General features: G+C 64.8%; 21 protein-coding genes. 8 read left to right on the top strand and 13 right to left on the bottom strand.

What is annotated here, in order from left to right; genetic code table 11:
* Positions 1-96: 96 nt before the first annotated feature.
* The 8 genes from ACWGTI_RS09585 to ACWGTI_RS09550 form a co-directional block, all read right to left on the bottom strand.
* Entirely contained in the window at positions 97-1,989 is a 1,893-nt protein-coding gene (locus tag ACWGTI_RS09585) for an ABC transporter ATP-binding protein (RefSeq protein WP_454586880.1), read from the bottom strand.
* Positions 1,989-3,839, bottom strand: coding sequence for an ABC transporter ATP-binding protein (locus tag ACWGTI_RS09580; protein ID WP_454586879.1), 1,851 nt, complete (start codon positions 3,837-3,839; stop codon positions 1,989-1,991). Before ACWGTI_RS09580 ends, ACWGTI_RS09585 begins: the two co-directional genes overlap by 1 nt.
* 151 nt (positions 3,840-3,990) lie before the next feature.
* The gene (locus ACWGTI_RS09575) at positions 3,991-4,764 is read right to left on the bottom strand and encodes an SDR family NAD(P)-dependent oxidoreductase (RefSeq protein ID WP_454586878.1); all 774 of its coding nucleotides are present in this window, start codon (positions 4,762-4,764) and stop codon (positions 3,991-3,993) included.
* 106 nt (positions 4,765-4,870) lie between these two features.
* Entirely contained in the window at positions 4,871-6,205 is a 1,335-nt protein-coding gene (locus tag ACWGTI_RS09570) for a dihydroorotase (protein WP_454586877.1), read from the bottom strand.
* 15 nt (positions 6,206-6,220) lie between these two features.
* A complete protein-coding gene (locus ACWGTI_RS09565; RefSeq protein WP_454586876.1) occupies positions 6,221-7,144 on the bottom strand; it encodes an allantoinase PuuE in 924 nt (307 codons plus the stop codon).
* A gap of 12 nt (positions 7,145-7,156) precedes the next feature.
* Positions 7,157-8,173 (bottom strand): NAD-dependent epimerase/dehydratase family protein, encoded by a 1,017-nt coding sequence (locus ACWGTI_RS09560; protein WP_454586875.1) that lies wholly within the window; start codon positions 8,171-8,173, stop codon positions 7,157-7,159.
* 30 nt (positions 8,174-8,203) lie between these two features.
* Positions 8,204-8,965 (bottom strand): SDR family NAD(P)-dependent oxidoreductase, encoded by a 762-nt coding sequence (locus tag ACWGTI_RS09555; protein ID WP_454586874.1) that lies wholly within the window; start codon positions 8,963-8,965, stop codon positions 8,204-8,206.
* The gene (locus ACWGTI_RS09550) at positions 8,965-10,212 is read right to left on the bottom strand and encodes an MFS transporter (RefSeq protein ID WP_454586873.1); all 1,248 of its coding nucleotides are present in this window, start codon (positions 10,210-10,212) and stop codon (positions 8,965-8,967) included. Before ACWGTI_RS09550 ends, ACWGTI_RS09555 begins: the two co-directional genes overlap by 1 nt.
* Before the next feature lie 222 nt (positions 10,213-10,434).
* On the opposite strand from ACWGTI_RS09550, the gene ACWGTI_RS09545 reads away from it, so the two are divergent.
* Genes ACWGTI_RS09545 through ACWGTI_RS09515 form a run of 7 tightly spaced genes read left to right on the top strand, consistent with a single transcriptional unit; the run spans position 10,435 to position 17,550 of the window.
* Positions 10,435-10,785, top strand: a complete 351-nt coding sequence (locus ACWGTI_RS09545) for a RidA family protein (RefSeq protein WP_454586872.1) — start codon at positions 10,435-10,437, stop codon at positions 10,783-10,785.
* 24 nt (positions 10,786-10,809) lie between these two features.
* On the top strand, positions 10,810-12,240 hold the full coding sequence (gene hydA, locus ACWGTI_RS09540) for a dihydropyrimidinase (protein ID WP_454586871.1): 1,431 nt from the start codon (positions 10,810-10,812) through the stop codon (positions 12,238-12,240).
* The gene (locus ACWGTI_RS09535) at positions 12,225-13,151 is read left to right on the top strand and encodes a nitrilase-related carbon-nitrogen hydrolase (RefSeq protein WP_454586870.1); all 927 of its coding nucleotides are present in this window, start codon (positions 12,225-12,227) and stop codon (positions 13,149-13,151) included. The genes hydA and ACWGTI_RS09535 overlap by 16 nt, the downstream gene beginning before the upstream one ends.
* Positions 13,144-14,472: a Coenzyme F420 hydrogenase/dehydrogenase, beta subunit C-terminal domain gene (locus ACWGTI_RS09530; protein WP_454586869.1), complete on the top strand. Its 1,329-nt coding sequence runs from the start codon at positions 13,144-13,146 to the stop codon at positions 14,470-14,472. Before ACWGTI_RS09535 ends, ACWGTI_RS09530 begins: the two co-directional genes overlap by 8 nt.
* The gene (locus tag ACWGTI_RS09525) at positions 14,469-15,626 is read left to right on the top strand and encodes an NAD(P)/FAD-dependent oxidoreductase (RefSeq protein ID WP_454586868.1); all 1,158 of its coding nucleotides are present in this window, start codon (positions 14,469-14,471) and stop codon (positions 15,624-15,626) included. The genes ACWGTI_RS09530 and ACWGTI_RS09525 overlap by 4 nt, the downstream gene beginning before the upstream one ends.
* Positions 15,623-16,888, top strand: a complete 1,266-nt coding sequence (locus tag ACWGTI_RS09520) for a Zn-dependent hydrolase (protein WP_454586867.1) — start codon at positions 15,623-15,625, stop codon at positions 16,886-16,888. The genes ACWGTI_RS09525 and ACWGTI_RS09520 overlap by 4 nt, the downstream gene beginning before the upstream one ends.
* Positions 16,885-17,550: a cysteine hydrolase family protein gene (locus ACWGTI_RS09515; RefSeq protein ID WP_454586866.1), complete on the top strand. Its 666-nt coding sequence runs from the start codon at positions 16,885-16,887 to the stop codon at positions 17,548-17,550. Before ACWGTI_RS09520 ends, ACWGTI_RS09515 begins: the two co-directional genes overlap by 4 nt.
* Here the strand turns inward: ACWGTI_RS09515 and ACWGTI_RS09510 are convergent.
* The 5 genes from ACWGTI_RS09510 to ACWGTI_RS09490 form a co-directional block, all read right to left on the bottom strand.
* Complete coding sequence (locus ACWGTI_RS09510) at positions 17,535-19,025, bottom strand: N-acyl-D-amino-acid deacylase family protein (RefSeq protein WP_454586865.1); 1,491 nt, start codon at positions 19,023-19,025, stop codon at positions 17,535-17,537. The genes ACWGTI_RS09515 and ACWGTI_RS09510 overlap by 16 nt on opposite strands.
* Positions 19,026-19,030: 5 nt before the next feature.
* Complete coding sequence (locus tag ACWGTI_RS09505) at positions 19,031-20,572, bottom strand: trimethylamine methyltransferase family protein (protein WP_454586864.1); 1,542 nt, start codon at positions 20,570-20,572, stop codon at positions 19,031-19,033.
* Between the two features lie 20 nt (positions 20,573-20,592).
* The gene (locus ACWGTI_RS09500; RefSeq protein WP_454586863.1) at positions 20,593-21,561 is read right to left on the bottom strand and encodes a D-2-hydroxyacid dehydrogenase; all 969 of its coding nucleotides are present in this window, start codon (positions 21,559-21,561) and stop codon (positions 20,593-20,595) included.
* A 10-nt stretch (positions 21,562-21,571) separates the two neighbouring features.
* Positions 21,572-22,480: a dihydrodipicolinate synthase family protein gene (locus ACWGTI_RS09495; protein WP_454586862.1), complete on the bottom strand. Its 909-nt coding sequence runs from the start codon at positions 22,478-22,480 to the stop codon at positions 21,572-21,574.
* 85 nt (positions 22,481-22,565) lie between these two features.
* Positions 22,566-23,984, bottom strand: coding sequence for an MmgE/PrpD family protein (locus tag ACWGTI_RS09490; protein WP_454586861.1), 1,419 nt, complete (start codon positions 23,982-23,984; stop codon positions 22,566-22,568).
* Between the two features lie 167 nt (positions 23,985-24,151).
* On the opposite strand from ACWGTI_RS09490, the gene ACWGTI_RS09485 reads away from it, so the two are divergent.
* Positions 24,152-25,039 carry a LysR substrate-binding domain-containing protein gene (locus tag ACWGTI_RS09485; RefSeq protein ID WP_454586860.1) on the top strand — a complete coding sequence of 296 codons (888 nt, stop codon included), beginning with the start codon at positions 24,152-24,154 and terminating at the stop codon, positions 25,037-25,039.
* The last annotated feature ends 155 nt before the right edge of the window (positions 25,040-25,194 follow it).

Here is a 25,194-nt window from a genome sequence, read left to right as displayed (position 1 = left end):
CCCTATCTGCTGGCCCCGGAGGGGCTAGGCGTTTGATGGAATCGCTGACCCGCTCTGCCCTTCCCGTGAGTTTCCGTCGGGCTCAACAGGCCACGTTCACGTCGCCCTGCCGGCGGGTGCGCCTGTCGTCATCTCATCCTCGGACACGTCGTCGAATGAAGCGTAGTTCATGTTGTAGAGGCGGGCGTAGAGGCCTTGCCTCGCCATAAGCTGGTCATGGTTGCCGCTTTCGACGATCTCGCCATTCTGCAGCACGATGATGCGGTCGGCACCCCGTATCGTCGCCAGCCGGTGGGCGATCACCAGTCCGGTGCGGCCTTCGAGCAGCGTCACCAGCGCCTTCTGGATCAGCATCTCGGTGTAGGAATCGATGCTGGCCGTAGCCTCGTCGAGCACCAGAATCTTGGCATCCGCCACCAGCGCGCGGGCAAAGCTGATCAGCTGGCGCTGGCCAAGCGAGAGGTTGCCGCCGCGCTGTTCGAGTTCGGTGTCGTAGCCGTCGGGCAGGTTCTCGATGAAATCATGCGCGCCGACGGCTTGCGCCGCGCGCACCACTTCTTCGCGGCTGGCGCCGGTCTTGTGGTAGCGGATGTTTTCCAGCACCGTACCTGAAAACAGGAACGGTTCCTGCAGCACCATCGCGACCTGGTCGCCGAGCGAATCCTGCGTGACGTCGCGCACATCATGGCCGCCGACCAGCACTTCGCCGGACCACACATCGTAGAAGCGGTGCACCAGCGCCATGCAGCTCGACTTGCCCGATCCGGTCGGCCCAACAAGAGCGACCGTCTCGCCGGGATTGACGCGAAACGAGATGTCCTTCAGCACCGGCTGGCCCTTGCGATAGCCGAAGGTGACGTTCCTGAATTCGACCGAACCGTCCATGTCGCGCGACAGAGCGACTGCGCCTGGTTTATCGCTGACGTCGACCGGCACGTCGAGCACTTCGGAGATGCGCTGGCCCGAAGCCATGGCGCGCTGCATCACCGAGTACTGCATGGTGAGCGAGCGGATCGGGTCGAAGAAGCGCTGGATGTAGAACAGGAACGCCACCATGACGCCGATGTCGAGGCTGTGCGACAGCACCATCGAGCCGCCTACGACGATGACCGTGGCCATGGCGATGCCGGTCAGCGTGTCGACGATCGGCACCATCACCTGCGCATATTTGGCCGAGGTCAGGTGCGTCCTCAAATTGGCCAGCACCTTCTCGTCATAGAGATCGAAATTGACGTGCTGGCGCTCCAGGCTCTGCACCGTGCGCACGCCATGGATGCCTTCGGCAAGCGCGCCGTTGGCGATCGAGTTGGTCTCGTGCGCGGCCATGAAGGCGACCTTGGCGCGCGGCAGCCAGAACAGGCGCACGATGAACAGCGCCGGCATGGTCGACAACGTCAGCAGGCCGAGTCGGAAATCGAGCCAGAGCAGAACGGTGACGATGCCGAACAACAGCACGATGTCGCCCACCGACATGACTGAAGTCTCGAGGAACTCTTGCATCGAATTGACGTCGCCCTGCAGGCGCGACATCAGCCGTCCCACTTCGGTCTTGTCCATGAAACTCAGCGAGACTCGCTGCAGATGGCTGAACATGGCGCGGCGCAGGTCGGACAGCACGTTTTCGGCGACCTTGCCGACGACGCTCTCCTGCACGTAGGAGGCGCCGTAGTTGATCAGGATGATCGCGCCGAAAGCGCCGATCGCCCAATTCATCACCGACCGGTCGACCTTGCCTGCCACCATGCCGTGGTCGATGGCGTAGCGAATGACCAGCGGGATCGCCAGCTGCGTCAGCGTGAACACCAGCACCGCGGCAACCGAGATGAAGATCCGGCCCTGATACGGCTTTACGAAGCTCCAGATGCGGCGCACGATGCGCGGATCGTAGGCCTTGCCGAAAACCTCCTCCTCGTCGCGATGCGAGCCAACGACGGCCTTGGTCGGCCGGCCGCTTTTGTCGTCCTTTTCGTCATCATCCTGCTTCGACATCAGGCGGCTCCTTCGAGCCGGTCTTCATCCGGCCGCAGCTGCAAATCGTAGAGCGCGCGGTAGCGCCCTTTGAGTGCCAGCAGCTCTTCATGCGTGCCACGTTCGACGATGCGGCCGCCTTCCACGAACAGGATCTGGTCGGCATGCATCAGCGAGCTCAGCCGATGCGAGATGATCAGGGTCACGCGGTCCTTGGTGAAGCGTTTCATGGCGGTGCGGATACGCTGCTCGGTGCCGGCGTCGACGGCCGCGGTGGAATCGTCGAAGACCAGCACCGAAGGCCGCAGCATCAGGGTGCGGGCAATGGTCAGGCGCTGCCGCTGGCCTCCCGAAAGCGAGGCGCCGCGCTCGCCGACGACCGTTTTGTAGTCGGCCGGAAGCCCGATAATGTAGTTGTGCAGCTGGGCGTATTCGGCAGCCTGTCCGATGCGGGTCTCGCGCGCCCAGGGATTGCCATAGGCGATGTTGTTTTCGATCGAGGTGGTGAACAGGAAGGCGTCCTGCTGCACAACGCCGACCGCCTTGCGCAGCGATTGCAGCGTGACCTCGCGGATGTCCTGTCCGTCAATGGTGATCGCGCCCGAGGTGACGTCGTAGAAGCGCGGGATCAGATGCGCGATGGTCGACTTGCCGCTGCCCGGCGGGCCGACAATGCCGACGGTCTCGCCGGACCGGGCCTCGAAGGAGATGCCCGACAGCGCCGGCCGGCCGCCCGTGCCTGCATAGCGGAAGCCGACATTGTCGAAGCGCAGCACACCTTCGCTGACCACGAGATCCTTGGCGCCCGGTGCGTCCTCGATGTCGAGCTCGGCGTCGAGCAGTTCGAACAGCCTTGTGCCGCAGGTCGAGGCGCGGGCGAACGAGTTGACCATCAGGCCGAGCTGGCGCACCGGCATCTGCAGGATGGTCATGAAGGTCAGGAACTGGGCCAGCGTGCCGACGCTGATCTCGCCCGCCATCACTTTCTGGCCGCCGAACCACAGCACCAGACCCATCGCCGCCAGGAAGGAAAAATTCATGGCGCTGGTGTTGGACACCCGGATGTCGACGCGCCGGTCGGCAAGCTCCAGCGCCGACTTTTTGGCGCGGTCGAATTTTTCCAGCTCATGCCGCTGCGCGGCGAAGGCGCGCACGACCCGGATGCCACCGAGATTTTCGTCCATCACTCGGCTCAGCACCGACAGCCGCTCCTGCAGCGTCAGCCAGGTGCTGCGCAGCCTGAGCTGCGTGACCGAGGACCGCCAGGCGACGAACGGTACGAAGCTCAGGCTGAGGAGGCCGAGTTCGAGGTCGGTGCTGATCAAAAGGTAAGAGCCGACGCCGATCAGCACGCCGAGCAGGACGACGCGCAAGATGCCGGTGGAAAAGAACATGCGCACGCCGTCGAGATCGAGCAAGCCGAGCGTGATCAGGTCGCCCGTATGCACCCGGTCATGGAAGCTGAAGCTCAGCCGCTGGATCTTTTCGTAGAAGGCCAGGCGCAGTTCATAGCCGGTGCGGTGGCCGACAGCCTCGCCGTAATAGTTCTGCGCCATGGTGAAGAGGCCGCGCAGGATGCTGACGACGAGCAGCGTGATCGCCGTCGTCCACAGGGCCTGCTCGGCCGCCGCGCCACCGCCTGCGGCCATCACGCCTTGCGCCTGATCGATGGCGCGTCCGAGCAGGCGCGGGATGAACAGCTGCAGCGTCGCGGCGATGAAGGTCGAGACGATGGTGATCGCCACCTGCCAGGGATGGCGCAGCGTCATGCGCACGATGCGCAGCAGCGTGCTGAGGCCCTTGCCCCAGGACGCCTCCGCCACATGGGCAAACGATTTGCCGCGCTTCGCCGCGCCGCTGGTTGCGTCCATTGCCAAGGAAAATACCCAATCCGGTCCGGACATTAGCCCAGACGAATGAAAGCAGACTCAGTTTCAGATGCCGAGATGGTACGCCTCCATTTGGGCCGTTCAAGGGCCAATGGTGCCATCGCACTGTACCTGAACGGCGGCGCAATTCCTGTCACCCCGCCAGCCAGCCGCCGTCTACCATCAGATTGATGCCGGTGACGTAGCTTGCCATGTCGCTGGCAAGGAACAGCGCGGCGCCTGCCACGTCGTTCGGCGTGCCGAGCCGCGGCCAGGGGGTGCGGCTGTGCGAATAGGCGAGCGCGTCGGGATCGTTGGCAACGCCCGGCTTGCCGGTGATGATCTTGCCGGGTGCAATCGCGTTGCAGACAATCAGGTCCTCGGCATGATCGACGGCGATCTGCCGCGTCATCTGCACAATGGCGCCCTTGCTCACCGAATAAGGAAAATCGCCGGGGCAGGCGACCATGCCGTGCTGCGAGGAAATGTTGATGATGCGGCCGCGCACCTCGTTGACCGGTGTCTGGCTGAGCATCTGCATGACGACACGTTTCGAGCAGTGGAAGAAGCCGGTCAGATTGACGCCGATGACGCGGTTCCATTGCTCCGGCGTGGTCTCGATCAGATTGGTGCTGGTGTAGATGGCCGCATTGTTGACCATCACATCGAGCCGTCCGAAACGCGCGGCCGTCACGCCGACCAGCGCATCGACCGCATCCCAGTCCGCAATGTCAGTCGTGACATGCATCGCCGTGCCGCCGGTCGACTGGATCAGATCGACGGTGCTCTGACCGCCTTCGATCGGCAATTCGCCGGTGTCGGCGACGATGACGGCGGCGCCTTCCGCCGCGAATTTGAGCGCGATCGCACGGCCGATGCCCGAACTTCCGCCGGTGACGATCGCAACCTTGTTATCGAGCAATGGCATTTCTTCTCCTTTGAGCAATTCCATGAAAAGTGTGAGCGGTGTTCTGTCCGAAATTGCGTAAAAACAAATAGATAGGGCCGCCGTTTCCCTGAAACGGTGAACCGGTCTAGTGTTCCCGGCGCGCGATCTTGCCTTGCCCCGCACCGATCAGCTTCTGATCCCGCACGATTTCTCGCCCGCGCAGGAACACATTGGTCAGTCGGGCCTTCACGCTCCAGCCGTCGAACGGCGTGTAAGCCGCGCGGGAAACCTGCTCGGCGTCGGAGATGGAGCTGGATACGCGCGGATCGACGATCAGCAGGTCGGCGTCGTAGCCGGTGGCGATGCGTCCTTTGCGCTTGCCGAGCCCGAAACGCTCGGCCGGATTGCGCGCGCACATCCGCGCCACATCGGCATGAGTGATCAGTCCCTCGTCGACGAGTTTCAGCATTACCTGAAGCAGCGTCTGCAGCCCCGGCATGCCCCCGGGTATATCGGCGAAGGCGGCGTATGCGGCGGCCTTCTCGGCCGGCGCGTGTGGCGCGTGATCGGTGGCGACGATGTCAATCAGCCCGCCCTTGAGCGCAGCGCGCAAGGCTTCGACATCCTGCCGCGACCGCAACGGTGGCGAACCCTTCAGTCGGGCGCCTTGCGTCTCGTAATCGTCGGCGGTGAAGAACAAATTCTGCGGTGTCGTCTCGACGCTGGCGTCCGCCCGGTCGCGCAGCCGGCTCCACGCTTCGACGCCCTGCTCCGAATTGATCTGCCGGATATGGACGCGCGCGCCTGTCGCGGCGGCGGCAAGCACGGCGCGCGCAACGCCGCCGGCTTCGGCAAGCGTTGGCCGGCTGTCGAGAAAGGCTGCGATGGTCCCCGTCTTGTTGCGCTTATTGGCGCCGGTCAGCATCGATTGATCGCCCGGCGAGATGCCGATCAGCGTGTCGGCATGGCCGAAATGCCTGAGCGCCTCGGCAACCGCGTCGAAATTGCGAAACAGGAAGGCCTCCGGCACATCGGCGGTGAACAGTTCGAACGACACCGGTGCGAGCGCGAGCAGGCCGGCAATGCGCGACAAATCGCGGCTGACCACCGCCTGGAAACCGACATCGACATGGAGGCGGCCTGTCGCCATCGCCATCTTGTCGGCCAGCTCTTCGGCGCTGGCCGTCCATGGCTCGTCGGTCGGCATGTCGAGCACCGTCGTCACCCCGCCAAGGGCTGCGGCATGCGTGCCCGAGGAAAAGTCTTCCTTGTGCGTCAGGCCCGGCTCGCGCAGATGCGCATGCGCGTCGACCAGGCCGGGCAGAAGCAGGCAGCCCGAGACATCGAGAACCGTCGCGGCTTCAGCCGTTTCGCCGGGTGTGATCAGCGCCGCGATGCGCCCGCCGGCAATGCCGACATCGCGCCGCTCCTGCCTGTCGGCATTGACGATCGTCGCGCCCCTAATCAGCGTCTCGAACATACCGTCCCGCTTCCGTCAGGCACGCCGCTCGAAGCCGGCATGGTTCTCCAGCCAGAAGCGGGCAATGTCCTCGCGCCGCATGAAGGCGGCCGCCGGTTTCGACTTCACATGCTCGATCACTTCGCGCAAGCCGGAGGCACGGTTGGGCTGGCCCATCCATCGCGCATGAATGCCAATCGTCAGCATGCGGCCACCGGTCTCGTCGGCTTCGCCCAGCATGTAGTCGATGGCCGAGCGGCAATCCTCGGCGAAGTCGCGTGGATTGCTGTAGCCCGGCGCGACGAGGTAGCGGCTGTCGTTGAGCGCCTTGGAATAGGGCACGACCAGGATCTCGGTGCCCTGGTGGTCGAGGAAATAAGGCAGGTCGTCATTGCAGGGGTCGGAGTGGTAGAGGAAGCCGCCTTCGCGCACCAGCAGGTCGCGCGTGTTGACGCTCGGCAGCGAACGGCAGTTCCAGCCCAGCGGACGCCTGCCCATCAGCCTCTCGTAGAGCGCAATCGCCTCGTGCAACTGGCGCTCCTCCTCGGCGCGCTCCATCGTCGTGTAATCGACCCAGCGCAAGCCATGGCCGAGCAGATCGTGCCCGCGCGCGTTCATCCATTCGGCGACCGCCGGGTTGCGCTCCAGCGCGACGGCGCAGGCTGAGACGGTAATCGGGATGTCGTAGCGGTCTAACAGCCGCGCCAGGCGCCAGACACCGGCCCTGCTGCCATATTCGAAATGGGTCTCGGTGCCGAGGTCGCGCACTGGCGGGCTCGTGGCGAGATTGTACTCGCCCCAATTGTCGTTGCGGCCGTCCTCGAGCCAGGAATATTCCGAGCCTTCCTCGTAGTTCAGCACGAGGTTGATGGCGAGCTTGACGCCGCCCGGCCAGGTCATGAATGGCGGGTTCGGGCCGTAGCCGACGAAGTCGCGCGGTTGCTGAAAATCGGTCGGCATCGGCTCTGCTCCTCAGCTTTCGTTGGCGGCAATCCAGTCGATGTAATCATGGAAGGCCTGCTTCGCCGGCGTCGGCCGCCAGTCCGTATCGCGCTCGATGCGGGCAAGGTCGTACTCGCCCCACATGCCCGTCTTCAGGGCTGCGTTCATGACTATGTTCGCCGTCTCTTGCGGGCGGACCTCGCTCTTCAGGCTGGGGAAACGTTCGGCGGCCCAGCCGATGAAGTCGCCGACGGTCTGCGTGCCGCCGCTGCCGATATTGTAGTGGCGGTAGCGCAAGGTCTTGGCATCGAGCAGCGCCATGATTGCCTTGGCGACATCGCTCGACAGCACATAGTCGCCGAGCGGCTCAAGACTGTTCGGCCGTATCGTCTCGTTGCTGAGCGCCATATGCGCGATGCGGTTCGGCAGATGACGGACATTGCGGCTGCCGGTGACGCGGTCCATCGGCCCATAGACCGAGGACAGACGCACCGAGATGGCCGACAGGCCGAACAGATCGGCATAGCGGTTGGTGACCATTTCGGCGGCGAATTTCGAAATGCCGTAAAGCGTCAGCGGCGCGACATAGCCGTCCTCGGGCAGCGGCTCGCCGCTCCAGTCCGGCCCGTTGTGGCGATAGACCGAGCCGGAGCTGACATAGACGAAACGCTTGATGCCGGGGCGGCCGCGCGCCCATTCCAGCATGCGCACCGTGCCCATCAGATTGACATCGACGATGGCAGCCGGATCATTGGCCTCGGGCGGTTGTGTCGGCTCGCTCGGGCGCGAATTCGGCGTCACCGTCGCGCCGTGGACGATTGTCGTGATGCCATGCGCGTCGAGCGCTGCCGCCCATTGCGTGGGATCCAGTATGTCGGCGGTGAGCACGGTTAGGCGGTCGCGCACCGGCGCGAAGAATTTTTCCGCGATGGCGTCGAGGCCCGAGCGATCGAGGATCACGGCGCGGGCTTGCACATCGCGGTCCAGCCATTCACGGGCCACCACGCTCATGACAAAGCCGGTGCCGCCGGTGACGAGAAGCGTCATGGGATCTCCTGTAGATTCGACCTGAACAATTCAGCGCGTCGCATAGCCGCCATCCACAAGCATATCGGAGCCGGTGACGAAGGACGCATCCCGCGAAAGCAGGAAGGCAGCCGCTGCGGCGATCTCCTCCGGCTCGGCGATCCGGCCGAGCAGATGCGCCGGCCCGAGTGTGGCATTGGCTGCCTCGAAATCCGCGAAGCGGCGCAGTAGCCGCGTCGTCGCCACCGCGCCCGGCGACAGGCTGTTGACGCGCACCTTGTCGGGCGCGTGGTCGACAGCCATGGCCTTGGCGAGATGGATCAGCCCCGCCTTGGCGGCGCAGTAGGCGACAGCCTTTGTGGTGGCGACGCGACCGAATTGCGAGCCGATGAAGACAACCGATCCGCCGCCGCTTGCCGCGATCAGCGGTACTGCGAACTTGCTCATCAGGAACGCGCCGGTCAGGCCGACATCGAGCTCTCGCCGCCATGCGCTCTCGTCAAGATCGACGACCGTCGCGCTGGTCGAAGGGGCGGCGGCATTGTGCACCAGCCCGTCCAGCCGCCCGTATTTTTGTCGCGCGAATTCGACGGCGGCCCGGGCGGAACCACTATCCGTCACGTCGCATTGGCAGGCTGCAGCCGAAGGACCGAGCGTATCGGCAAGCTGCGCTGCCGGCTCGAGATCGTAGTCGGCGCAGACCACCTTCGCGCCCTCGGCGATGCATCGCCTGGCGATCGCAGCGCCGATCCCGCTGGCGGCGCCCGCGATCAGGATGACGCTGTCTTGCAGGCGGCTCATGGCGGTCGTCATCAAACCCGCTCCTCGACGGTTTGCACGATCTTCGCCGCGATCGGCCGGCGCAGGAGATTGTAGCTGGCGGCAAGCGTCACCAGCACCGCGCCGCCGCCAAGCAGCAGGAACATCGCCGGTGCGCCCATATGCGCCATCAATCCGGCGGAAACGCCCGGAGTCGCGACATTGCCGATCGAATAGAGCAAAAGCAGCGTGCCGGAGGCGCCGACCATATGCCGGCTGTGCAATTGCGATGCGCCGAACGCCATCGCCACCGGATAGATTGTCAGTGCCGTGGCGCCGTAGAGGAAGAACAGCACGAACAGCAGCGACTCGGAAAAATTGCCAAGCCATGCGATTGCCGCGCAAAGCGCGACCGACAGCAGGCCTTGCGCCAGCAGGATAAGTCGTCTTTCAAACCGGTCCGACAGCCAGCCGACGGGCGTCTGCGCCAGCATGCCGGCAATGCTGATCGTGGTTACGAGCCCGACCGTCGTTCCCGCCGACAGCCCGATCTGGGTGCCGTAGATCGGCGTCAGCACGAATATGTTCATGTTGGTGATGCCCCCTTGGAAGATGGCGACCACCGTCACCGGCGCCAGGCGGAACAGCGCCAGCGGGCCGAGGCGTTTGACAGGTCCGCTCGCATGGTCCGGCTCGGCAGGAGAGGCAGGCAGGGCCGGCCAGCGACCGCCAATGAATTTGGAAACCAGTGCCAGCAGCACCATCGCCGTCGCCACCGGGAACAGATGCGGCGATTGCGGCCCAACCAGCGCGACGAGCAGTTGCCCGAGCTGCACCGCGATCGCCGTGGTCAGCATGTAGAGCGAGAACAGCGCGCCGCGATTGTGCTGTTCGGCATAGAGGTTGATCCAGCTCTCGCAGACCACGAAGAGCGAAGCCATCGACATGCCGCCGAGCAGGCGAAAGCAGATCCAGTTCGGCACGAAATCGGTGAACACGAAACCCATGGCCGCCAACAGCGCCAGCACCAGGACCGCCACGAAGGTGCGCTCGTGGCCGTAATGGGCGACGGCCGGGCGCGTAACCAGGCAGCCGACAAAAAAGCCGACGGGATAGGCGGTAAGCACGATCTGGACGACATCGGGCGAAATGCCGGGCTTGCCAAGGTGAAGCGAGACGGCGGTGGTCAGCATGGCGCTGCCGACGCAGGCGAGGCAGATGCCTGCCATGATCGGCAGCAGAGCGCGCGAGCGCTCCGCGTTTTGCCACAGCCGCATCGCGGATTGGGCGATCGACCTCATGGCTGCTCCCCTGGCGGCGCCGTCGACGACGCCACCCCGAGCAGAAGCTACACGCGGCAGCGATTGCTGCAAACGAAGATTGATACGGCTATGGCTTTGATTTTTTTGGCCATGCCGGTGGCGGAAAGCGGCGTCTAGGCCACCGGCGGGCTTTACAGCGGTTTTGTGCCGTCCATACCATAGGCAAGTCGCCGACATCCGCCGACATCCAGGAGGAGTTCCATGACGATCGAACGTCTTGAAAACGGCCAACGTTTCTGCCGGGTGCTGCGCTACAACGGCACCGTCTATGTCGCCGGCCTGACGGCCGACGATCTGTCCGGCGACACCACCTCGCAGACCAAACAGATCCTCGCCAAGATCGACGCGCTTCTGGCCAAGGCCGGCAGCGACAAGTCGAAACTGCTCAGCGCCCAGATCTGGCTCCGGGACATCGCCGATTTCGAGATGACGAATACGGCCTGGGATGCCTGGATCGACCGCGGCGCCATGCCGGTGCGCGCAACGGTCGAGGCGCGGCTTGCCGGCGATCAGTATCGCGTCGAGATCATGGTGACGGCGGCTGTCGGCTGAGGCCGATTGGGGTGGGCAAACGCAATGCATGAGGTAGTCATCAAAGGCGGACGCGTCGCGCTCGACGACGGCTGGGCCGACTGCGACATCGGCATCGATGACGGCCGCATCTCAGCCATCGGCAATGGCCTGTCAGGCAAGACGCTGATCGACGCAGCCAAGCGCTGGGTCATGCCCGGCGGCATCGACACCCATTGCCATCTCGACCAGCCGGTCTGGGGCGGCGCAGGCAACGCCGACGATTTCGAGTCCGGCACCATTTCGGCGGCCTTCGGCGGAACGACCTGCATCGTCCCATTCGGCATGCCGGGTCCTGATATGTCGACGGTCGGTGCCATCGACCGCGCGCTCGATCGCGCGGCGGGCCGCGCGGTGATCGACTATGGTTTGCATGCGGTGGTGACCATGGGCACCGGCGCCGATGTCGAACAGCAGCTCTTCGAGCTTGCCGGCCGCGGCATCGCCTCGGTCAAACTGTTCATGACCTATCAGGGCTTTGCCGTAGACGACGACCTCTTCTTCAAGGTGCTCGATGCCGCCCACACGCTCGGCTGGATTGTCATGGTCCATGCCGAGAACGACGCAGCGATAAGGCGCACGCGCCAGCGGTTGATCGACCTCGGCCGCACCGACATCCGCTACCACGTCGTCGCCCACAGCGAAACCATGGAACGCGAGGCTACGCACCGTGCGCTCGCCTTCGCCGAAATGACCGGCGCGCGCATGACCATCGTCCACGTCTCGTCCTGGCAATCGGCAGAGGAGGTGGTGCGGGCGCGCGTGCGAGGCGTCGACGCGATTGCCGAAACCTGCCCGCAGTATCTTTTTCTTGGCGGCGCCGATCTCGACCGCCCGGCACTCGATGCGGCGCGTTTCGTCTTTTCGCCGCCGCCGCGTTCGCCGCGCAGCCATGCGCATCTGTGGCAGGCGCTGATCGATGGCGGTATCGATCTCTGGTCTTCCGACCATTCGCCTTACTACTTCGCCGACAAGATCGGCGGATCGCAGACGCCCGATTTCACCACGACGCTGAGCGGCATTCCCGGCATCGAGACGCGGTTACCGCTGCTGTTCTCGGAAGGATTGCTGACCGGCCGGCTGACGCTCGACCGCTACCTCGATCTGACATCGCGCAATGCCGCGGCGATCTACGGCTTCGCCGATCGCAAAGGCAGCATAGCGGTCGGTCTCGATGCGGACCTGGCGCTGTGGGATCCCGAAGCCACCTGGACGCTCGGACACGCCGCGCTGCATTCGCGCGTCGACTTCACGCCGTACGAGGGCAGAAGCGTGACGGGCAAGCCGACCACCGTTCTGGTCCGCAGCGTGCCGGTGATCGCCGACGGCGTGCTGAAGGCACAACCCGGCTTCGGACAATTCGTGGAGCGCACCGCCGCCGATCCGGCCCGCTCGGGAAAACCAGTCGAGGAGACGACGCCATGGCTCGATGCCTGACCATAGCGGTCTGCCAGACAGGACCCATCCAACGCAGCGCAACGCATGCCGAGACGGTCGGTCGCCTCGTCCAATTGCTGGAGCAATCGGCCGCGGCCGGGGCGGAGATTGCTGTCTTTCCGGAGATGGCGCTGACCACCTTTTTCCCACGCTGGCGCATCGACGACCAGGCCGAGATCGACGCCTTCTTCGAAAGCGCGATGCCGGGGCCGGAAACGCAGCGCCTTTATGATGCGGCCGCGCGACTCAAAGTCGGTTTTGCGCTCGGCTATTGCGAGATCTCTAGGGAAAACGGCCGCACGCGCCATTTCAACACCATGGATCTGGTCGGTCCGGATGGGCGCTTCATCGGCCGCTACCGCAAGATGCATGTGCCGGGCTCGGCCGAGCCGGAGGAAGGCACCACTACACATCTCGAGCGGCGCTATTTCGAACCGGGCAATCTCGGTTTCCCGGTTTTCGATTATGGCGGCATCCGCGTCGGCATGGCGATCTGCAACGATCGCCGCTGGCCGGAGACCTACCGCATGCTCTGTCTCAACGGCGCCGAGGTGGCGGTGCTCGGCTACAACACGCCGCTGCTGCTCGACGAAGCGCCGGCGCTGGCGCATCTGAGAATGTTCCACAACCATCTGCCGATGCAGGCCGGCGCCTACCAGAACACGCTCTGGGTGGCCGCGGCTGCCAAGGCCGGGCTCGAAGATGGCCAGGCGCTGATCGGCGGCTCCTGCATCATCGCACCGACCGGCGAGATCGCGGCGCAGGCGATTTCGCTCGGCGACGAAGTCATCGTCCATCGCGCCGACCTCGACCTCATCGCCACCTGCCGGAAGGTGAATTTCGACTTCGCGCTCTATCGCCGCCCCGATCAATATCGCCTGATCAGCGAGCCCGCCGGTTCGCATGTCTGATTTGGGCCGCGACCGATCACCCGAATGCCTGGAGCCGCCGCTGGTCGTCCCGTTGTCGCTCGGCGAGATCGTCGAGAACGGGCTATGCATCGGCTGCGGGCTTTGCCGGTCGCTGGCCGGTCCGGCTGAGATCGAGATGATCATGACGCCGGAAGGGCGTCTTCGGCCAGTCGCCCGCGCGGCACTGAGCCATTCGACCCTGACTCGCATCAACGCCGTCTGCCCGGGAACCCGGATCGCAGGACCACCGCAGGCGCAGACAGATGCCGCGACGCTGACCGACACGGTTTGGGGCCTGGCCGAGCGGGTAAGCCTCGTCTATGCCGGCGATCCGGCGGTGCGGTTTCAGGCATCGAGCGGTGGCGTGCTGACAGCACTCGGCCAGTTCCTGCTGGCATCCGGCCGCGTCAACTTCGTCCTTCACGTCTCGGCCTCGCGGACTGCGCCGATGCGCAGTGAGCGGCGGCTGAGCTTCGATGCTGCCTCGGTTCTCGAAGGCGCCGGCTCGCGCTACGGCCCAGTGGCGCCGCTGGAGGATTTTAGCGACATCCTTGCGCGCGGCGAACCTTTCGCGTTGATCGCCAAGCCTTGCGACATCACCGCCGTCCGCAATCTGGCGCGACATGATCCGCGCGTCGATGAGTTGATGGGCTATGCGCTCACCTTTGCTTGCGGTGGCGCTTCGGACCTGTCGAAATCGGAACAGGTGCTGCAGCGCTTCGGCCTCAGCGAGGATGAGCTCGCGCTGTTCCGCTACCGTGGCTACGGCAATCCCGGCCTCAATCGGATCGAGACCAAAGACGGCCGCGCCTTCCAGCTCACCTACCGCCAGCTTTGGGAAGACGAGGACAAATGGATGATCCAGCCGCGCTGCAAGATCTGTCCCGACGCGATCGGCCAGGTCGCCGACATCGTCGCTACCGATGCCTGGCTGAGAGGCGGGCCGGCGGTCGAAGACGAGGCGCTCAACGGCATCATCGTGCGCACAAAGCGCGGCCTGGAACTGTTCGATGCAGCGGTTGCGGCCGGCGCTCTGGCGATAAAGCGCGAGACCAGCTTTGCCGAACTCGGCGAACTGCAATCGCACCAAACGCGCAAGCGCCGCGCGGTGTGGGCTAGGCTGAAAGGCATCGAGATCGCCGGCAAGCCGGTGCCGGTCGTGACCGATCTTGCCCTGAAGGATTGCGCCCGGCGGAACACGCTGGCCGACAATCTTGCTGAGGGCCGCGGCGCCCACGACCGCGCCAAACGCGGGCGGCTGGGTGAACCGCGCCCGGTGCCGCGCGGCGAAGCCGTGATGGCGGAGGATGGACTTACATGAGCGTCGCTGAAGAAACCGATGTGATCGTCATAGGCGGCGGCATGGCCGGCGCCGGCGCAGCCTTCGAGATCAGCCGTTCGGCCAAAGTGGTGCTGCTCGAGCGCGAAAGCCATTGCGGCTACCACACCACCGGCCGGTCGGCGGCAAGTTTTACAGAGAACTACGGCAATGGCGTCATCCGCCGCATCGTGCTGGCGAGTCGGTCATTCATGGTGGAACCGCCGGCGGGCTTCGCCGACTACCCACTGCTCAGCAAGCGCGGCATGATCACCGTCGCGCGCGCCGATCAGCTCGACCTCCTGGCGCAGGATCTGCAGGCTGCGCAGGCACTGGTTCCATCCATCGTTGCGATGACACCGGACGAAGCGATCCAGCGCGTGCCGGTGCTGCGGGCCGACTATGTTGCCGGGGCCTATATCGAGCCGCATTCGATGGACATCGACGTCAACGGCCTGCACCAGGGTTTTCTGCGCGGCGCCCGCGCGCGCGGTGCCAGGATCGTTACCAATGCCGGCGTCAACGCCATCGGCCGCCAGAGCGGTCGATGGCGGGTCGAAACCCCGGCCGGAACATTCCTTGCGCCACGCCTGGTCAACGCAGCCGGCGCCTGGGGTGACGAGATCGCCACCATGGCCGGCGTCCACCCGGTCGGCCTGCAGCCGAAGCGCCGCACCGCTTTCAACATCCCGGCGCCCGCCGGGGTCAACATATCGGACTGGCCGCTGGTCCACGATGTCGGCGCCGAGTTCTACTTCAAGCCGGATGCCGGCCAGCTGTTCGTCTCGCCGGCCGATGCGACGCTGTCGGTGCCGATGGATGCCTATGCCGAGGACATCGATGTCGCCATCGGCGCCGAACGTCTCGAAAGGGCCACCACGATCGAGGTGCAGCGGGTGTCGCGCTCCTGGGCAGGTCTCAGGACCTTTGTCGCTGACGGTTCGCCCGTCGTTGGCCCCGATGACGAGGTGCCGGACTTCATCTGGCTGGTCGGGCAGGGCGGCTACGGCATCAAGACATCGCCCGCTCTGTCGCGCGTCTGCGCCAGCCTGATCGCCGGCGGTGGCCTGCCGGACGATGTCGCGAAGCAAGGCGTGTCGCTGGCAGACCTCACCCCGCATCGGTTGCGGACCGCTGAGCAGGCCCCCGCGTCATGACTGATCTGACGGGCGGCGGCATTCTGGCCGGGCGTCTGCTGGAGACACTGGCGCAAGCCACCACCGATGCGCCGGGCATCACGCGCGTCGCCTACGGACCCGGCGAGCGCTTTGCCCATGGTCTCGTGCGCGAGGAAGCGGAAAGGCTCGGCGCGGTTGCGCGCGTCGATGCGGCCGGCAATCTCTATCTGACACTGAAAGGTCGCGACCCGGCTCTGCCGGCAATCGTCATCGGCTCGCATCTCGACAGCGTGCCGCATGGCGGCAATTTTGATGGCGCCGCCGGTGTCGTGGCCGGTCTTGCAGTGATGGCCGAACTGGTCGGGCAAGGCATGCCGCGCGATCTGATCGTACTGGTAACGCGCGCCGAGGAAGCGGTGTGGTTTCCGCTGTCCTATCCCGGCAGCCAGGCCGCGCTGGGCCTGCTGGAGCCGGCGGCGCTGGAAGCGAAACGGTCGGACAGTGGACGCACCCTTGCCGATCACATGCGCGACGAAGGCTTCGACCCCGATGCTGTCAGGCGCGGCGTGCCGGGCATCGATGCCGGCGACATCGCCGCTTTCGTCGAAGTCCATATCGAGCAAGGGCCGCGCCTGGTCGCCGCCGGCGTGTCGGTCGGCATCGTCACCGGCATTGCCGGCGGGTTTCGCTATGTCGATGCCAGGTGTCTTGGCTCATATGCCCATTCCGGCGCCGAGCCGCGCTTTGCCCGGCATGACAGCGTGCTCGGTTTCGCCGATCTGGTTGCCGGCCTTGAGGCGGAATGGGATGTGCTTGAGCGGGAAGGGCACGAAGCCACCATCACCTTTGGTCGGGTGGAATCCGATCCGAGCCAGCATGGCGGCAGCCGGGTGCTCGGCGAACTCGGCTTCACCCTCGATGTGCGCAGCGCCGACGCCGCTGTGCTGGAGCGGATCGAGGCGCGTCTGCACGCGCTCTTCGCGGAGGTCGGCGCGAAACGCGGGGTCACCTTCGAAGCCGGTCCATACTTTACCTGGGAGCCCGCCACCATGTCGCCGGCGCTGATGGCAAGACTGGACCGCGCTGCCGCCGATTTGCAAATACCGGCACCGCATGTGCCAAGCGGGGCAGGGCACGATGCCGCCACCTTTGCCGGCGCCGATATTCCGACCGCCATGCTGTTCGTACGCAACGAGAACGGCAGCCACAATCCGCATGAAGCGATGGAGATTGCCGATCTCGATCAGGCGATACGCCTGCTCCTGCGTTTCGTCACCGATTTCGACAAGGATCAGCCATGAACCTCGCCGCAACGGCCTTACTTGTCATCGACCTGCAAAACGAATACCGCCCCGGCGCTGCCTGGCCGGTCGTCGGCTACGACGCGGTGCTCGCCAATGCTGTCCGTCTGATCGCCGCTGCCCGCACCGCCGGCGTCCCCGTCATCCACGCGCAGGCCTGGGTGAAGCCGGAGGAACGCGCCGGCTATGCCAGGCGGGAAGAAATCCTGACCGAGAAATTTCGCTCCGCCGTCGCCGGCAGCGAAGGCGCCGACATCTGCACCGAAGTCGCGGCGCTGCCTGGCGACATCGTCATCCACAAGCACTGGCCGAGCGCCTTTCGCCGCACCGACCTTTCGCAGAGGCTTGCCGATCTCAAAATCGAAAACCTTGTTGTCGCCGGCGTGCTCACCGACAGCTGCGTGACCGAAAGCGTGTTCGACGCGGTCTATCAGGGTTTTCGCGTCTGGCTGGTCAAGGAGGCCTGCGGCAGCATGAGCGAAGCCATGCACCGCACCGGCATGCTCGACATGGCTAACCGCCTTTATGGCGGCGGCATACTGCGCATGCCTGAGGCGTTGAAGGCGCTCGCCGGCCAAAGTTTTGACGGCTGGCGCTGCACGCGGCCGGTGGAATTCGCCTACACGCTGGAAACCGTTGACCGGCTCTACGAAGCGCTGTGATCGGCGCCGCAGCCACAGGCGCTTTTGACGTTTCTCTTTGAAGCGTTGGGTTTGAGCATCACACCCGGCAGCGTTCCGGTCGCCTTGCCGTCACGCCACACGGACACACCATTGACGAAGACATGCTCGATGCCGGCGGCCGGCTGACGCGGCTCTTCGAAGGTGGCGGTGTCGATGATCGTCTCTGGATCGAAGATCGTCAGATCGGCGAAATTGCCGACCGCCAGCGTGCCGCGCTGCTCAATGCCGAATTCACGCGCCGGCAGACCCGTCATGCGATGCACCGCCTCTTCCAGGCTGAACAGACCGACATCCCTGGCATAGTGGCCGAGCACGCGCGGAAACGTTCCCCACAGGCGCGGGTGCGGGTGGATGTCGTGCGGCAACCCGTCTGACCCGACCATGCTGCGCGGATGGGCAAGGATGGTGCGCACATCGTTTTCGTCGAGCTGGAAATAGACCGCACCCGCCGGCAGCAGCCGTTCGCCCGCCTCGCGTTCGCTGCAGTTCCATTCGCGGGCGATGTCGGCAATCTCGCGATTGGCCATTTCTGGATGCGGCGTCGACCAGGTGATGAGGACCTTCAGCCCGGTGTCGCAACGCTCGAGCCTGAGCACAGTGGAACCCGCGGCATAGGGATAGACATCCATGCCGATGTCCATCGTCTCGCGCGCCTTGTCGATCCGCTGGAGGGAAGGGCCACTCTTGCCGAAATTGGGGCGGCCGGTGCACTGGTGGTGCGAGATGAACAACTTGCCGCCGGCATGGCCGGCAATGTCGATGGCTTCCTCGATCGCCTCATCCATCGTCTCGAAATAGTTGCGCGTATGGGTGACGTACGGCCCGCCGAGCCTTGCCGCCGTCGCCGCCAGCGCCTTGACCTCGTCGGTTGATGAATTGACCGCCGGCGGATAGTCGAGCCCGGTGCTGAGACCGAACGCGCCCTCGGCCATTGCTTCAACGACTGATTCTTGCATCGCCGCCGTCTCCGCCGCGTTGGCAGGGCGATCGGTCACCGGCATGCAGCGCTGCCGCAAGGTTGTGTGGCCGACGAGCAAAGCCGCGTTGGTGGCGATACCGCGTTGCTTCAGCTCCGCGACGTAATCGGCAAAGCGGTTGAAGCGAAAATTCTCCTGGCCGCCGACCAGCGTGAACGGCGGCGGCGGCGCGCGGTCGAGCAGCAGCGGCGCAAGGCTGATGCCGCAATTGCCGGCGATCACCGTGGTCACCCCCTGGCTGACCTTCGGTATCATGCCATCGGGCGCCAGCAGTGCGCCGTCATCATGGGTGTGCACGTCGATGAAGCCCGGCGCGACGATCTTGCCAGCAGCGTCGATCTCTTGTGCACCACGTGCGTGGCCGAGGTCGCCTATGGCGGCGATTCTGTCGCCGTCGATGGCGAGATCGGCCGCGAAGCGATCGGAACCGTCGCCTGAAATCAGCGTCGCGTTACGGATGACGAGATCGTATGGCATGGCTGTCAGCCGTCCGGATTGGCGGCGATCTCCTCGCGGCGGCGCGCGACATAGGCATCGAGCTCCTCGCGGACCGCAGGATCCATCACCGGCTCCTTATAGTCATGCAGCGCCTGCTGCCAGAGCTCGGTGGCGCGCTCCAGCGCATCCTTGCCGCCGGCTTCCTCCCAGGCGCCGTGGTTTTGCCAGTTGGACAGCATCGGCTGATAGAAGGCGGTGGTGTAGCGCGACATCGTATGTTCGGCGCCGAAGAAATGGCCGCCGGCCGGCACCGACTTGATGGCTTCGAATCCGAGATCGTCTTCCTGGAACGGCAGCGGCCGCAGGAACTCCATCATGTTCTGCAGGATCTCGACGTCGAGCACGAGCTTTTCGTAGGACGCCGTCAGCCCGCCTTCGAGCCAGCCCGCCGCGTGATAGATCAGATTGGCGCCGCCGAGCACCGCGCCCCATGTCGCCATCTCCGTCTCGTAGGCCGCTTGCAGATCGACGACGTTCGAGGCGTTCGCGTTGGAGGTGCGGTAGGGCAGATTGTAGCGCCGCGCCAACTGCCCGGCGATGATGTTGGCCTTGGCGTTTTCAGGCGTGCCGAAGGCCGGCGCGCCCGACTTCATATCGACATTGGAGGTGAACGCACCGTACATCACAGGCGTGCCTGGATTGACCAGCTGCGTCAGCACCACGCCGAACAACGCTTCGGCGTTTTGCTGGCAAAGGGCCGCTGCCAGCGTCACCGGCGTCATCGCGCCCATCAGGGTGAAGGGGGTGACCGTCACCGGCTGGCCGTGCTCGGCCATCGCAATCAGGCCTTCGGCCATGGCATCGTCGAACAGGCGTGGCGAGTTGATCGAGATGATCGTCGTCACACCGGGCGAAGCCCGCATCTCCTCGTGGCTGATGCCGCGCGCGATGGCCATCATGTTGATGCCGTCCATCGCCCGGGCGCGGCCGATCGCCGTGCAGTGGAAAGAGAGATCGCTCAGCGTCAGATTGGCGTAATAGGTGTCGAGATGGCGCGCATTGGCCGGCAATTCCATCGGCGCCACCACCTGGTTGCCGATGATGTGGATGGCGTTGAAGTGGTGCGCCAGCCGGATGAAGTTCTGGTAGTCGGCCAGATTGCCCTGGCGCCGGCCATTGATCCGGTCATGCACATTGGGCGGACCGGCGACCAGGCCGAAGACCAGCGATTTGCCGCCAAGGTGGACCTGCTTTTCGGGATTACGGCTGGTCAGCGTGAAGGAGGACGGTACCGCGCTCAACGCTTCGGTCACCAGGCTTTCGTCGATCCTGATGGTCTTTTCCTCGCGGTCGACAATGGCGCCGGCGGAGGCAAACAGATCCATCACCTTTTCGCTCATCACGCGGATGCCGAGCTCCGACAGGATGCGCATCGAGGTGTCGTGCAGCTGCTGCATCCGATCTTCGTCCAGCAATTGCATCGGTGGATAGGGGTTTTCGACATGCTGCCATGGCAGTTGCGCGATGCCGCCCCCGCTTCGCCCGAGCTTCGATCGGCGGCCACCGCCGCGCCTGTCCTGGTTCATCTCTCTCGTCCCCTCCCGGCTTAGTAGCCGCGCTCCGGATCGACTGTGTTTTCCAGTTGCTGGCCGCTGCGGTAACGCTTCAGATTGTCGGCGAACATGCGCACCGATTTGACGTCCCAGCCCTCGTAGACGGCTGCGCAATGCGGCGTGATGGCGACGTTGTCGTAACCCCACAACGGATGGTCCGCAGGCAGCGGTTCGGCTGTGAAGACATCGAGCGCAGCGCCCTTGATCCGCTTGCCGTCGAGGGCTTGGAGCAGTGCTGCTTCCTCGGTCACTCCGCCGCGCGAAATATCGATCAGCACGGCGGACGGTTTCATCGCGGCGAAGGCTGCCTTGCCGAGCAGGCCACGCGTGCTGGCCAGCAGCGGTACGCAGCAGACGATGAAGTCGGCGCGACCGAGCAGGGCAAGCAAGGCATACGGGTCGTGCACCTCGTCGAGGCTGGGCATCGGCTTTGGCCGGGCGCGGATACCGAGCGTTTCCATGCCCATCGCCTTGGCGCGCCCGGCGACTGCCGTGCCTGTCTTGCCAAGGCCGATGACGAGGACCGTCTTGCCTTCGATTGGCTCGACGCGGCCGCCGCCCCACTGACGTGCCTGCTGGCGACGCTCAAAACCGCGCAGGTCGAGCGAGAAGGACAGCATGGCGCCCAGCGCATATTCCGCCAGCATGCCGGCGGCGACGCCGGCCGAATTGGTCACCGTGACGCGCGCCGAATCCCAACGTCCGAGATGATCGGTCCCCGAACCGCCGACCGATACCCACTTTACCGTGGCGCTCTCGACAAGAGCCTGGCGCGGAAAGCGCGGCGTGCCGTCGAAGCGGACCGTGTAGACCACCTCGGCTGAAGTCTGCTCGATCAGGGCCGGCAAAGCCGCATAGGTATCGCAGGCGTGGACAGGGAGATCCGGATGCGTCTCCCCAAGCACCGCCATCGCTGCGGCCGGTCGGTCGGTGTGGAGGATGACGGTAGGGCGAGCCGACATTGTGCGGGCCTCAGTTGCGTCCAATATGATCGGCCAGAGGGCCGAGCGCCGTGAGCAGCGCCTTGCCGCTTTCCAGCGTTGCATTCTCGTGCGGGGCGCGCAGGTTCAGCCAGCGCTGGTCGCCGGAGCGCACCGCCAGCACCGCCTTCATCGCCGGGATCAGGCCGGCATCCTGAATGATTTTGCGGAATGCCTTGATCGCCGCATCCGCTTCGCTGACGTCCTTGCCTGCTATGGTTGCGTCGTAAAGCGCCCGGATGGCGGCCGCATTGAGATTGACCGTCGCCGAGATGCAGCCCGCCGCGCCACTGGCCAAACCCTTGGTGAGCTGCGCCTCCGAACTCGGGAACACCGCGACATCTGGTGCGGCGGCAATCACTGCCGCCGTATTGTTCCAATCGCCGGCGCTGTCCTTGTAGGCGACGACCGTTTCGGGAAATGCGGCGCTCAGCCGCGCGGTCAGAGCCGGGCTGACCGGCACGCCGGAGTTCTGCGGGATGTGGTAGAGGATCATCTTCAGAGCCGGACTGGCCACCCGCTCGATCAGCTCGCTGTAGTAGCGCGCCTGGCCGTTGTCGCCGGCCGCGGTGTAGAAGAACGACGGCAGCACCATCACCCCGGCGCAGCCGAGGCCGACCGCATGCTTCGACAATTCGACCGTTTCGGGCAAGGCGGTGACACCGGTGCCGGGCATCATCCGGGCAGGCGAAATGCCTGATGCAACCAGCCATTCCAGCGCCTGCATGCGTTCGCTCAGCGAGAGCGACAGCGCCTCACCCGTGGTGCCGAACGGCGACAGGAAATGCGCGCCCTGGTCCAGCACCCATTTGGCGTGTGAGATCCAGAGATCGCGGGCGATGCGGCCATCGTTCTCGAACGGCGTCAGGATCGGGGCGATGGTTCCTTGCGGGCGGGTCATGTAGGTCCTTCTATCGATGAGGGAAGTTCGTCATCGCAGGCATGGAGCATACCCACCCCGCGATCTGCCAGAGCGGCATGTCAGTCTACCACGCCGGCCGCTGGAGGATCTTGCTGATCACCGGAGGATCGTAGAGCAGGCCGGAGAGATCGGAAAAGCGGCTGTCGGGGTCGGTCAGCGACAGGATGGCGTCGCGGATGGCCAGAGCGCGGCCTTGTCCGAGCACGGGTATCGCGAACTCCAGATACTTGGCCTCAATCTCCCCTGATGTCAGCGGCGCTTCGGGTCCGCCACGTGCGTGGACGTCGCCCGAAGTCAGCACCCGGCCGTCGGTGGTGGTGATGGCGACATCGGCCCAGCGGCCTGCCGGAAAGCGGGCGCTGTGGCGCTCCTGCTCCGACACGATGATGCGGCCGAGCAACTCGGCAACGGCGGCGTCCTCAAGCCCGGCGCCGGAAATGTGCTCCAGCCCGATGCGGCCATGCAGGATGAAGGTCGCGACGGCAAAGCGCAGGCTGTACTGAGCCTTCGACGTCGTGTCGGGCATGCCGTCGAACAGTGTCGCGGCATAATGGAAACTGTTGACCTGGACATGGTCGATATCGGCCGGTGTCAGATGATGTGAAAGAACCAGCCCGCGCGTCGCGTCGATGGCTGCATGCGCCCAGCGGCAGATCGGGTAGGGCTTCACATATTGATGCACCGCCTGCCAGAAGCTGCCGAGATCCTGCCAATGCATTGCGACTTCAGGTGCCTCGACGGTGATCGCCGGTGCGCCGGTGAAGCCGCGCTCAGCGAGCACCGCCGCCGACAGGCCGCTCAGCGCGCCGACGCCCGAGCCGTCATGCAGCATCGTCGGCGTGGCGATCTCGCGCATCATCTGGCTGCGCGGGCCGTGATACTCGGCAATACCCAGCGCCTCGCGCAGTTGCCCGTCGCTCAGCCGGCGCAGGCGCGCCGCCATGGCGGCGACGCCCAGCGCATTCCAGGCGCCTGACGTATGGTAGTCCGACACCGTCGCATGCAGTGCGATGCCGGCGCGCCCGGCGACCTCGTAGCCGACGACCAGGGCTGCCAGTGCGTCAGGGCCGCCAAGCTCCGGAAGCTGTTCCGCCAGCGCCGCCAGCGCCGGCACCACCACCACGCCGATATGGCCCTTGGTCGGGCTGTAGCCGTCGTGACCGTCGAGATTGTCGATCTGTGTTGCCGCCGCATAAGCCGCACCCGCCACTGAGGCGCGGCGGCCGTCGAAGAGCATGCGTGCGGAATGCTTCGGGTCGTTCGAATTGTAGAGCAGGGTGGCCGTATCACGGGCGATGCGCCCGGCCTCCATCGGCCCCGCGGCAATCGCAATTCCAATCGTGTCGAGCAAGAGGTAGCGGGCCTGTTCCAGCACCGCCTGAGGGAAGACCGATGCCGGCCGGCGCAAGACGAAGTCGGCCAGGCGCACGGCAGTTTCAGGCCTCGCATCCGGCCCTTCACGGCGATGGGGCGACACAGCCACTTCTTCACTCCCTCTGTCGTCACGACATCATTAATTTGGGTCCATCGTGCTTTCACGCAATTAGTTCAGCGGCTTTGGCCAAAAATATCTATGCCATGTCGCTTGCGTGCAATTGAACGCCGGCGCCTCCATGGTCTACCTATTCTGGCATAGCGCAGGAGCCGGAGATGAAGCCACCCCCGCCTTTGAACTATATCAGATCGTTCGAGAGCTCGGCCCGGCATCTGAGTTTCACCATGGCCGCCAAGGAGCTAGGCTACACGCAGGCCGCGGTCAGCACCCATGTCCGCTCGCTGGAACATTACATCGGCCGGCAATTGTTCATCCGCTATCCGCGCAGCCTCAAGCTGACCGAGATGGGCGAAGCGTTCCTGCCGACGCTGCGCCAGGCGCTCGACCAGATCGACCAGGCGACGGAGGCGATCGTGACCTCCTCGCGCAACCGCACCGTGGTCGTCTCCTGTCCGATGAGCCTGGCGGAGAACTGGTTGGCCGGCTGCATGGCCGCCTTCCGCAAGAAGCATCCCGAAATCGAGATCGTACTGCATGGCACGATCTGGGAGGATCTCAGCGAACAGATCGCCGACATCACCATTTCGACGCGGCGCTTCGACGATCGCCCGCCCGCAGGCATTGCACTCTGGAATGACGAGCTGGTGCTGCTGTGCGCTCCGTCGCTGCTCGAAGGCGAGCACGCCGTGAAGGTACCGGAGGATATCCTCAAGGTGGACCGGATCTTCGTGCACGGCCGTCAGGAATACTGGCAGGTCGTTGCCACCGCACTTGGCGTCGACATGCAGGATTACGACAAGGGCCTGTCGACCAACGCCTCCAACATCGCGCTCGAACTCGCCGCCATGGGTGCCGGACTCGTCGCCACCCAGCGTTCGCTCGCCCATGCCTATCTCAGGCGCGGACTGCTCGTCGAGCCGTTTGCGGTCCGGCCGCCAAGCCCCTGGAATTACTACCTGACCGAGACCCATATCTCCAAGGGCAACATCGCCCGCACCGTGCGCGAATGGATCATGGCGAGGGCGCAGGAAGACAGCGCCTGACGGGTATTCGCCTGCACTTCCCTGCCTTCGCACGAAAAAATTTGACACGCCAATGGCATTGTTTTTTTAGGTCTTGCCAGCCGGATTTCAGCGGTTTGTGAGGGCTCAAGCCCTTCCGGGATTTTTGCATCGCCTCTAACATTCCCCGCGTAATG

Source organism: Mesorhizobium sp. ArgA1 (genome assembly GCF_053714375.1).
The sequence above is the reverse complement of the archived record's forward strand: the minus strand, read 5'-3'. Positions and strand labels throughout refer to the sequence as shown.

Coding starts and splice junctions, on each gene's coding strand:
- ACWGTI_RS09585 (WP_454586880.1), bottom strand. CDS start 1,989: ATGTCGAAGCAGGATGATGACGAAAAGGACGACAAAAGCGGCCGGCCG.
- ACWGTI_RS09580 (WP_454586879.1), bottom strand. CDS start 3,839: ATGGACGCAACCAGCGGCGCGGCGAAGCGCGGCAAATCGTTTGCCCAT.
- ACWGTI_RS09575 (WP_454586878.1), bottom strand. CDS start 4,764: ATGCCATTGCTCGATAACAAGGTTGCGATCGTCACCGGCGGAAGTTCG.
- ACWGTI_RS09570 (WP_454586877.1), bottom strand. CDS start 6,205: ATGTTCGAGACGCTGATTAGGGGCGCGACGATCGTCAATGCCGACAGG.
- ACWGTI_RS09565 (WP_454586876.1), bottom strand. CDS start 7,144: ATGCCGACCGATTTTCAGCAACCGCGCGACTTCGTCGGCTACGGCCCG.
- ACWGTI_RS09560 (WP_454586875.1), bottom strand. CDS start 8,173: ATGACGCTTCTCGTCACCGGCGGCACCGGCTTTGTCATGAGCGTGGTG.
- ACWGTI_RS09555 (WP_454586874.1), bottom strand. CDS start 8,965: ATGACGACCGCCATGAGCCGCCTGCAAGACAGCGTCATCCTGATCGCG.
- ACWGTI_RS09550 (WP_454586873.1), bottom strand. CDS start 10,212: ATGAGGTCGATCGCCCAATCCGCGATGCGGCTGTGGCAAAACGCGGAG.
- ACWGTI_RS09545 (WP_454586872.1), top strand. CDS start 10,435: ATGACGATCGAACGTCTTGAAAACGGCCAACGTTTCTGCCGGGTGCTG.
- hydA (WP_454586871.1), top strand. CDS start 10,810: ATGCATGAGGTAGTCATCAAAGGCGGACGCGTCGCGCTCGACGACGGC.
- ACWGTI_RS09535 (WP_454586870.1), top strand. CDS start 12,225: ATGGCTCGATGCCTGACCATAGCGGTCTGCCAGACAGGACCCATCCAA.
- ACWGTI_RS09530 (WP_454586869.1), top strand. CDS start 13,144: ATGTCTGATTTGGGCCGCGACCGATCACCCGAATGCCTGGAGCCGCCG.
- ACWGTI_RS09525 (WP_454586868.1), top strand. CDS start 14,469: ATGAGCGTCGCTGAAGAAACCGATGTGATCGTCATAGGCGGCGGCATG.
- ACWGTI_RS09520 (WP_454586867.1), top strand. CDS start 15,623: ATGACTGATCTGACGGGCGGCGGCATTCTGGCCGGGCGTCTGCTGGAG.
- ACWGTI_RS09515 (WP_454586866.1), top strand. CDS start 16,885: ATGAACCTCGCCGCAACGGCCTTACTTGTCATCGACCTGCAAAACGAA.
- ACWGTI_RS09510 (WP_454586865.1), bottom strand. CDS start 19,025: ATGCCATACGATCTCGTCATCCGTAACGCGACGCTGATTTCAGGCGAC.
- ACWGTI_RS09505 (WP_454586864.1), bottom strand. CDS start 20,572: ATGAACCAGGACAGGCGCGGCGGTGGCCGCCGATCGAAGCTCGGGCGA.
- ACWGTI_RS09500 (WP_454586863.1), bottom strand. CDS start 21,561: ATGTCGGCTCGCCCTACCGTCATCCTCCACACCGACCGACCGGCCGCA.
- ACWGTI_RS09495 (WP_454586862.1), bottom strand. CDS start 22,480: ATGACCCGCCCGCAAGGAACCATCGCCCCGATCCTGACGCCGTTCGAG.
- ACWGTI_RS09485 (WP_454586860.1), top strand. CDS start 24,152: ATGAAGCCACCCCCGCCTTTGAACTATATCAGATCGTTCGAGAGCTCG.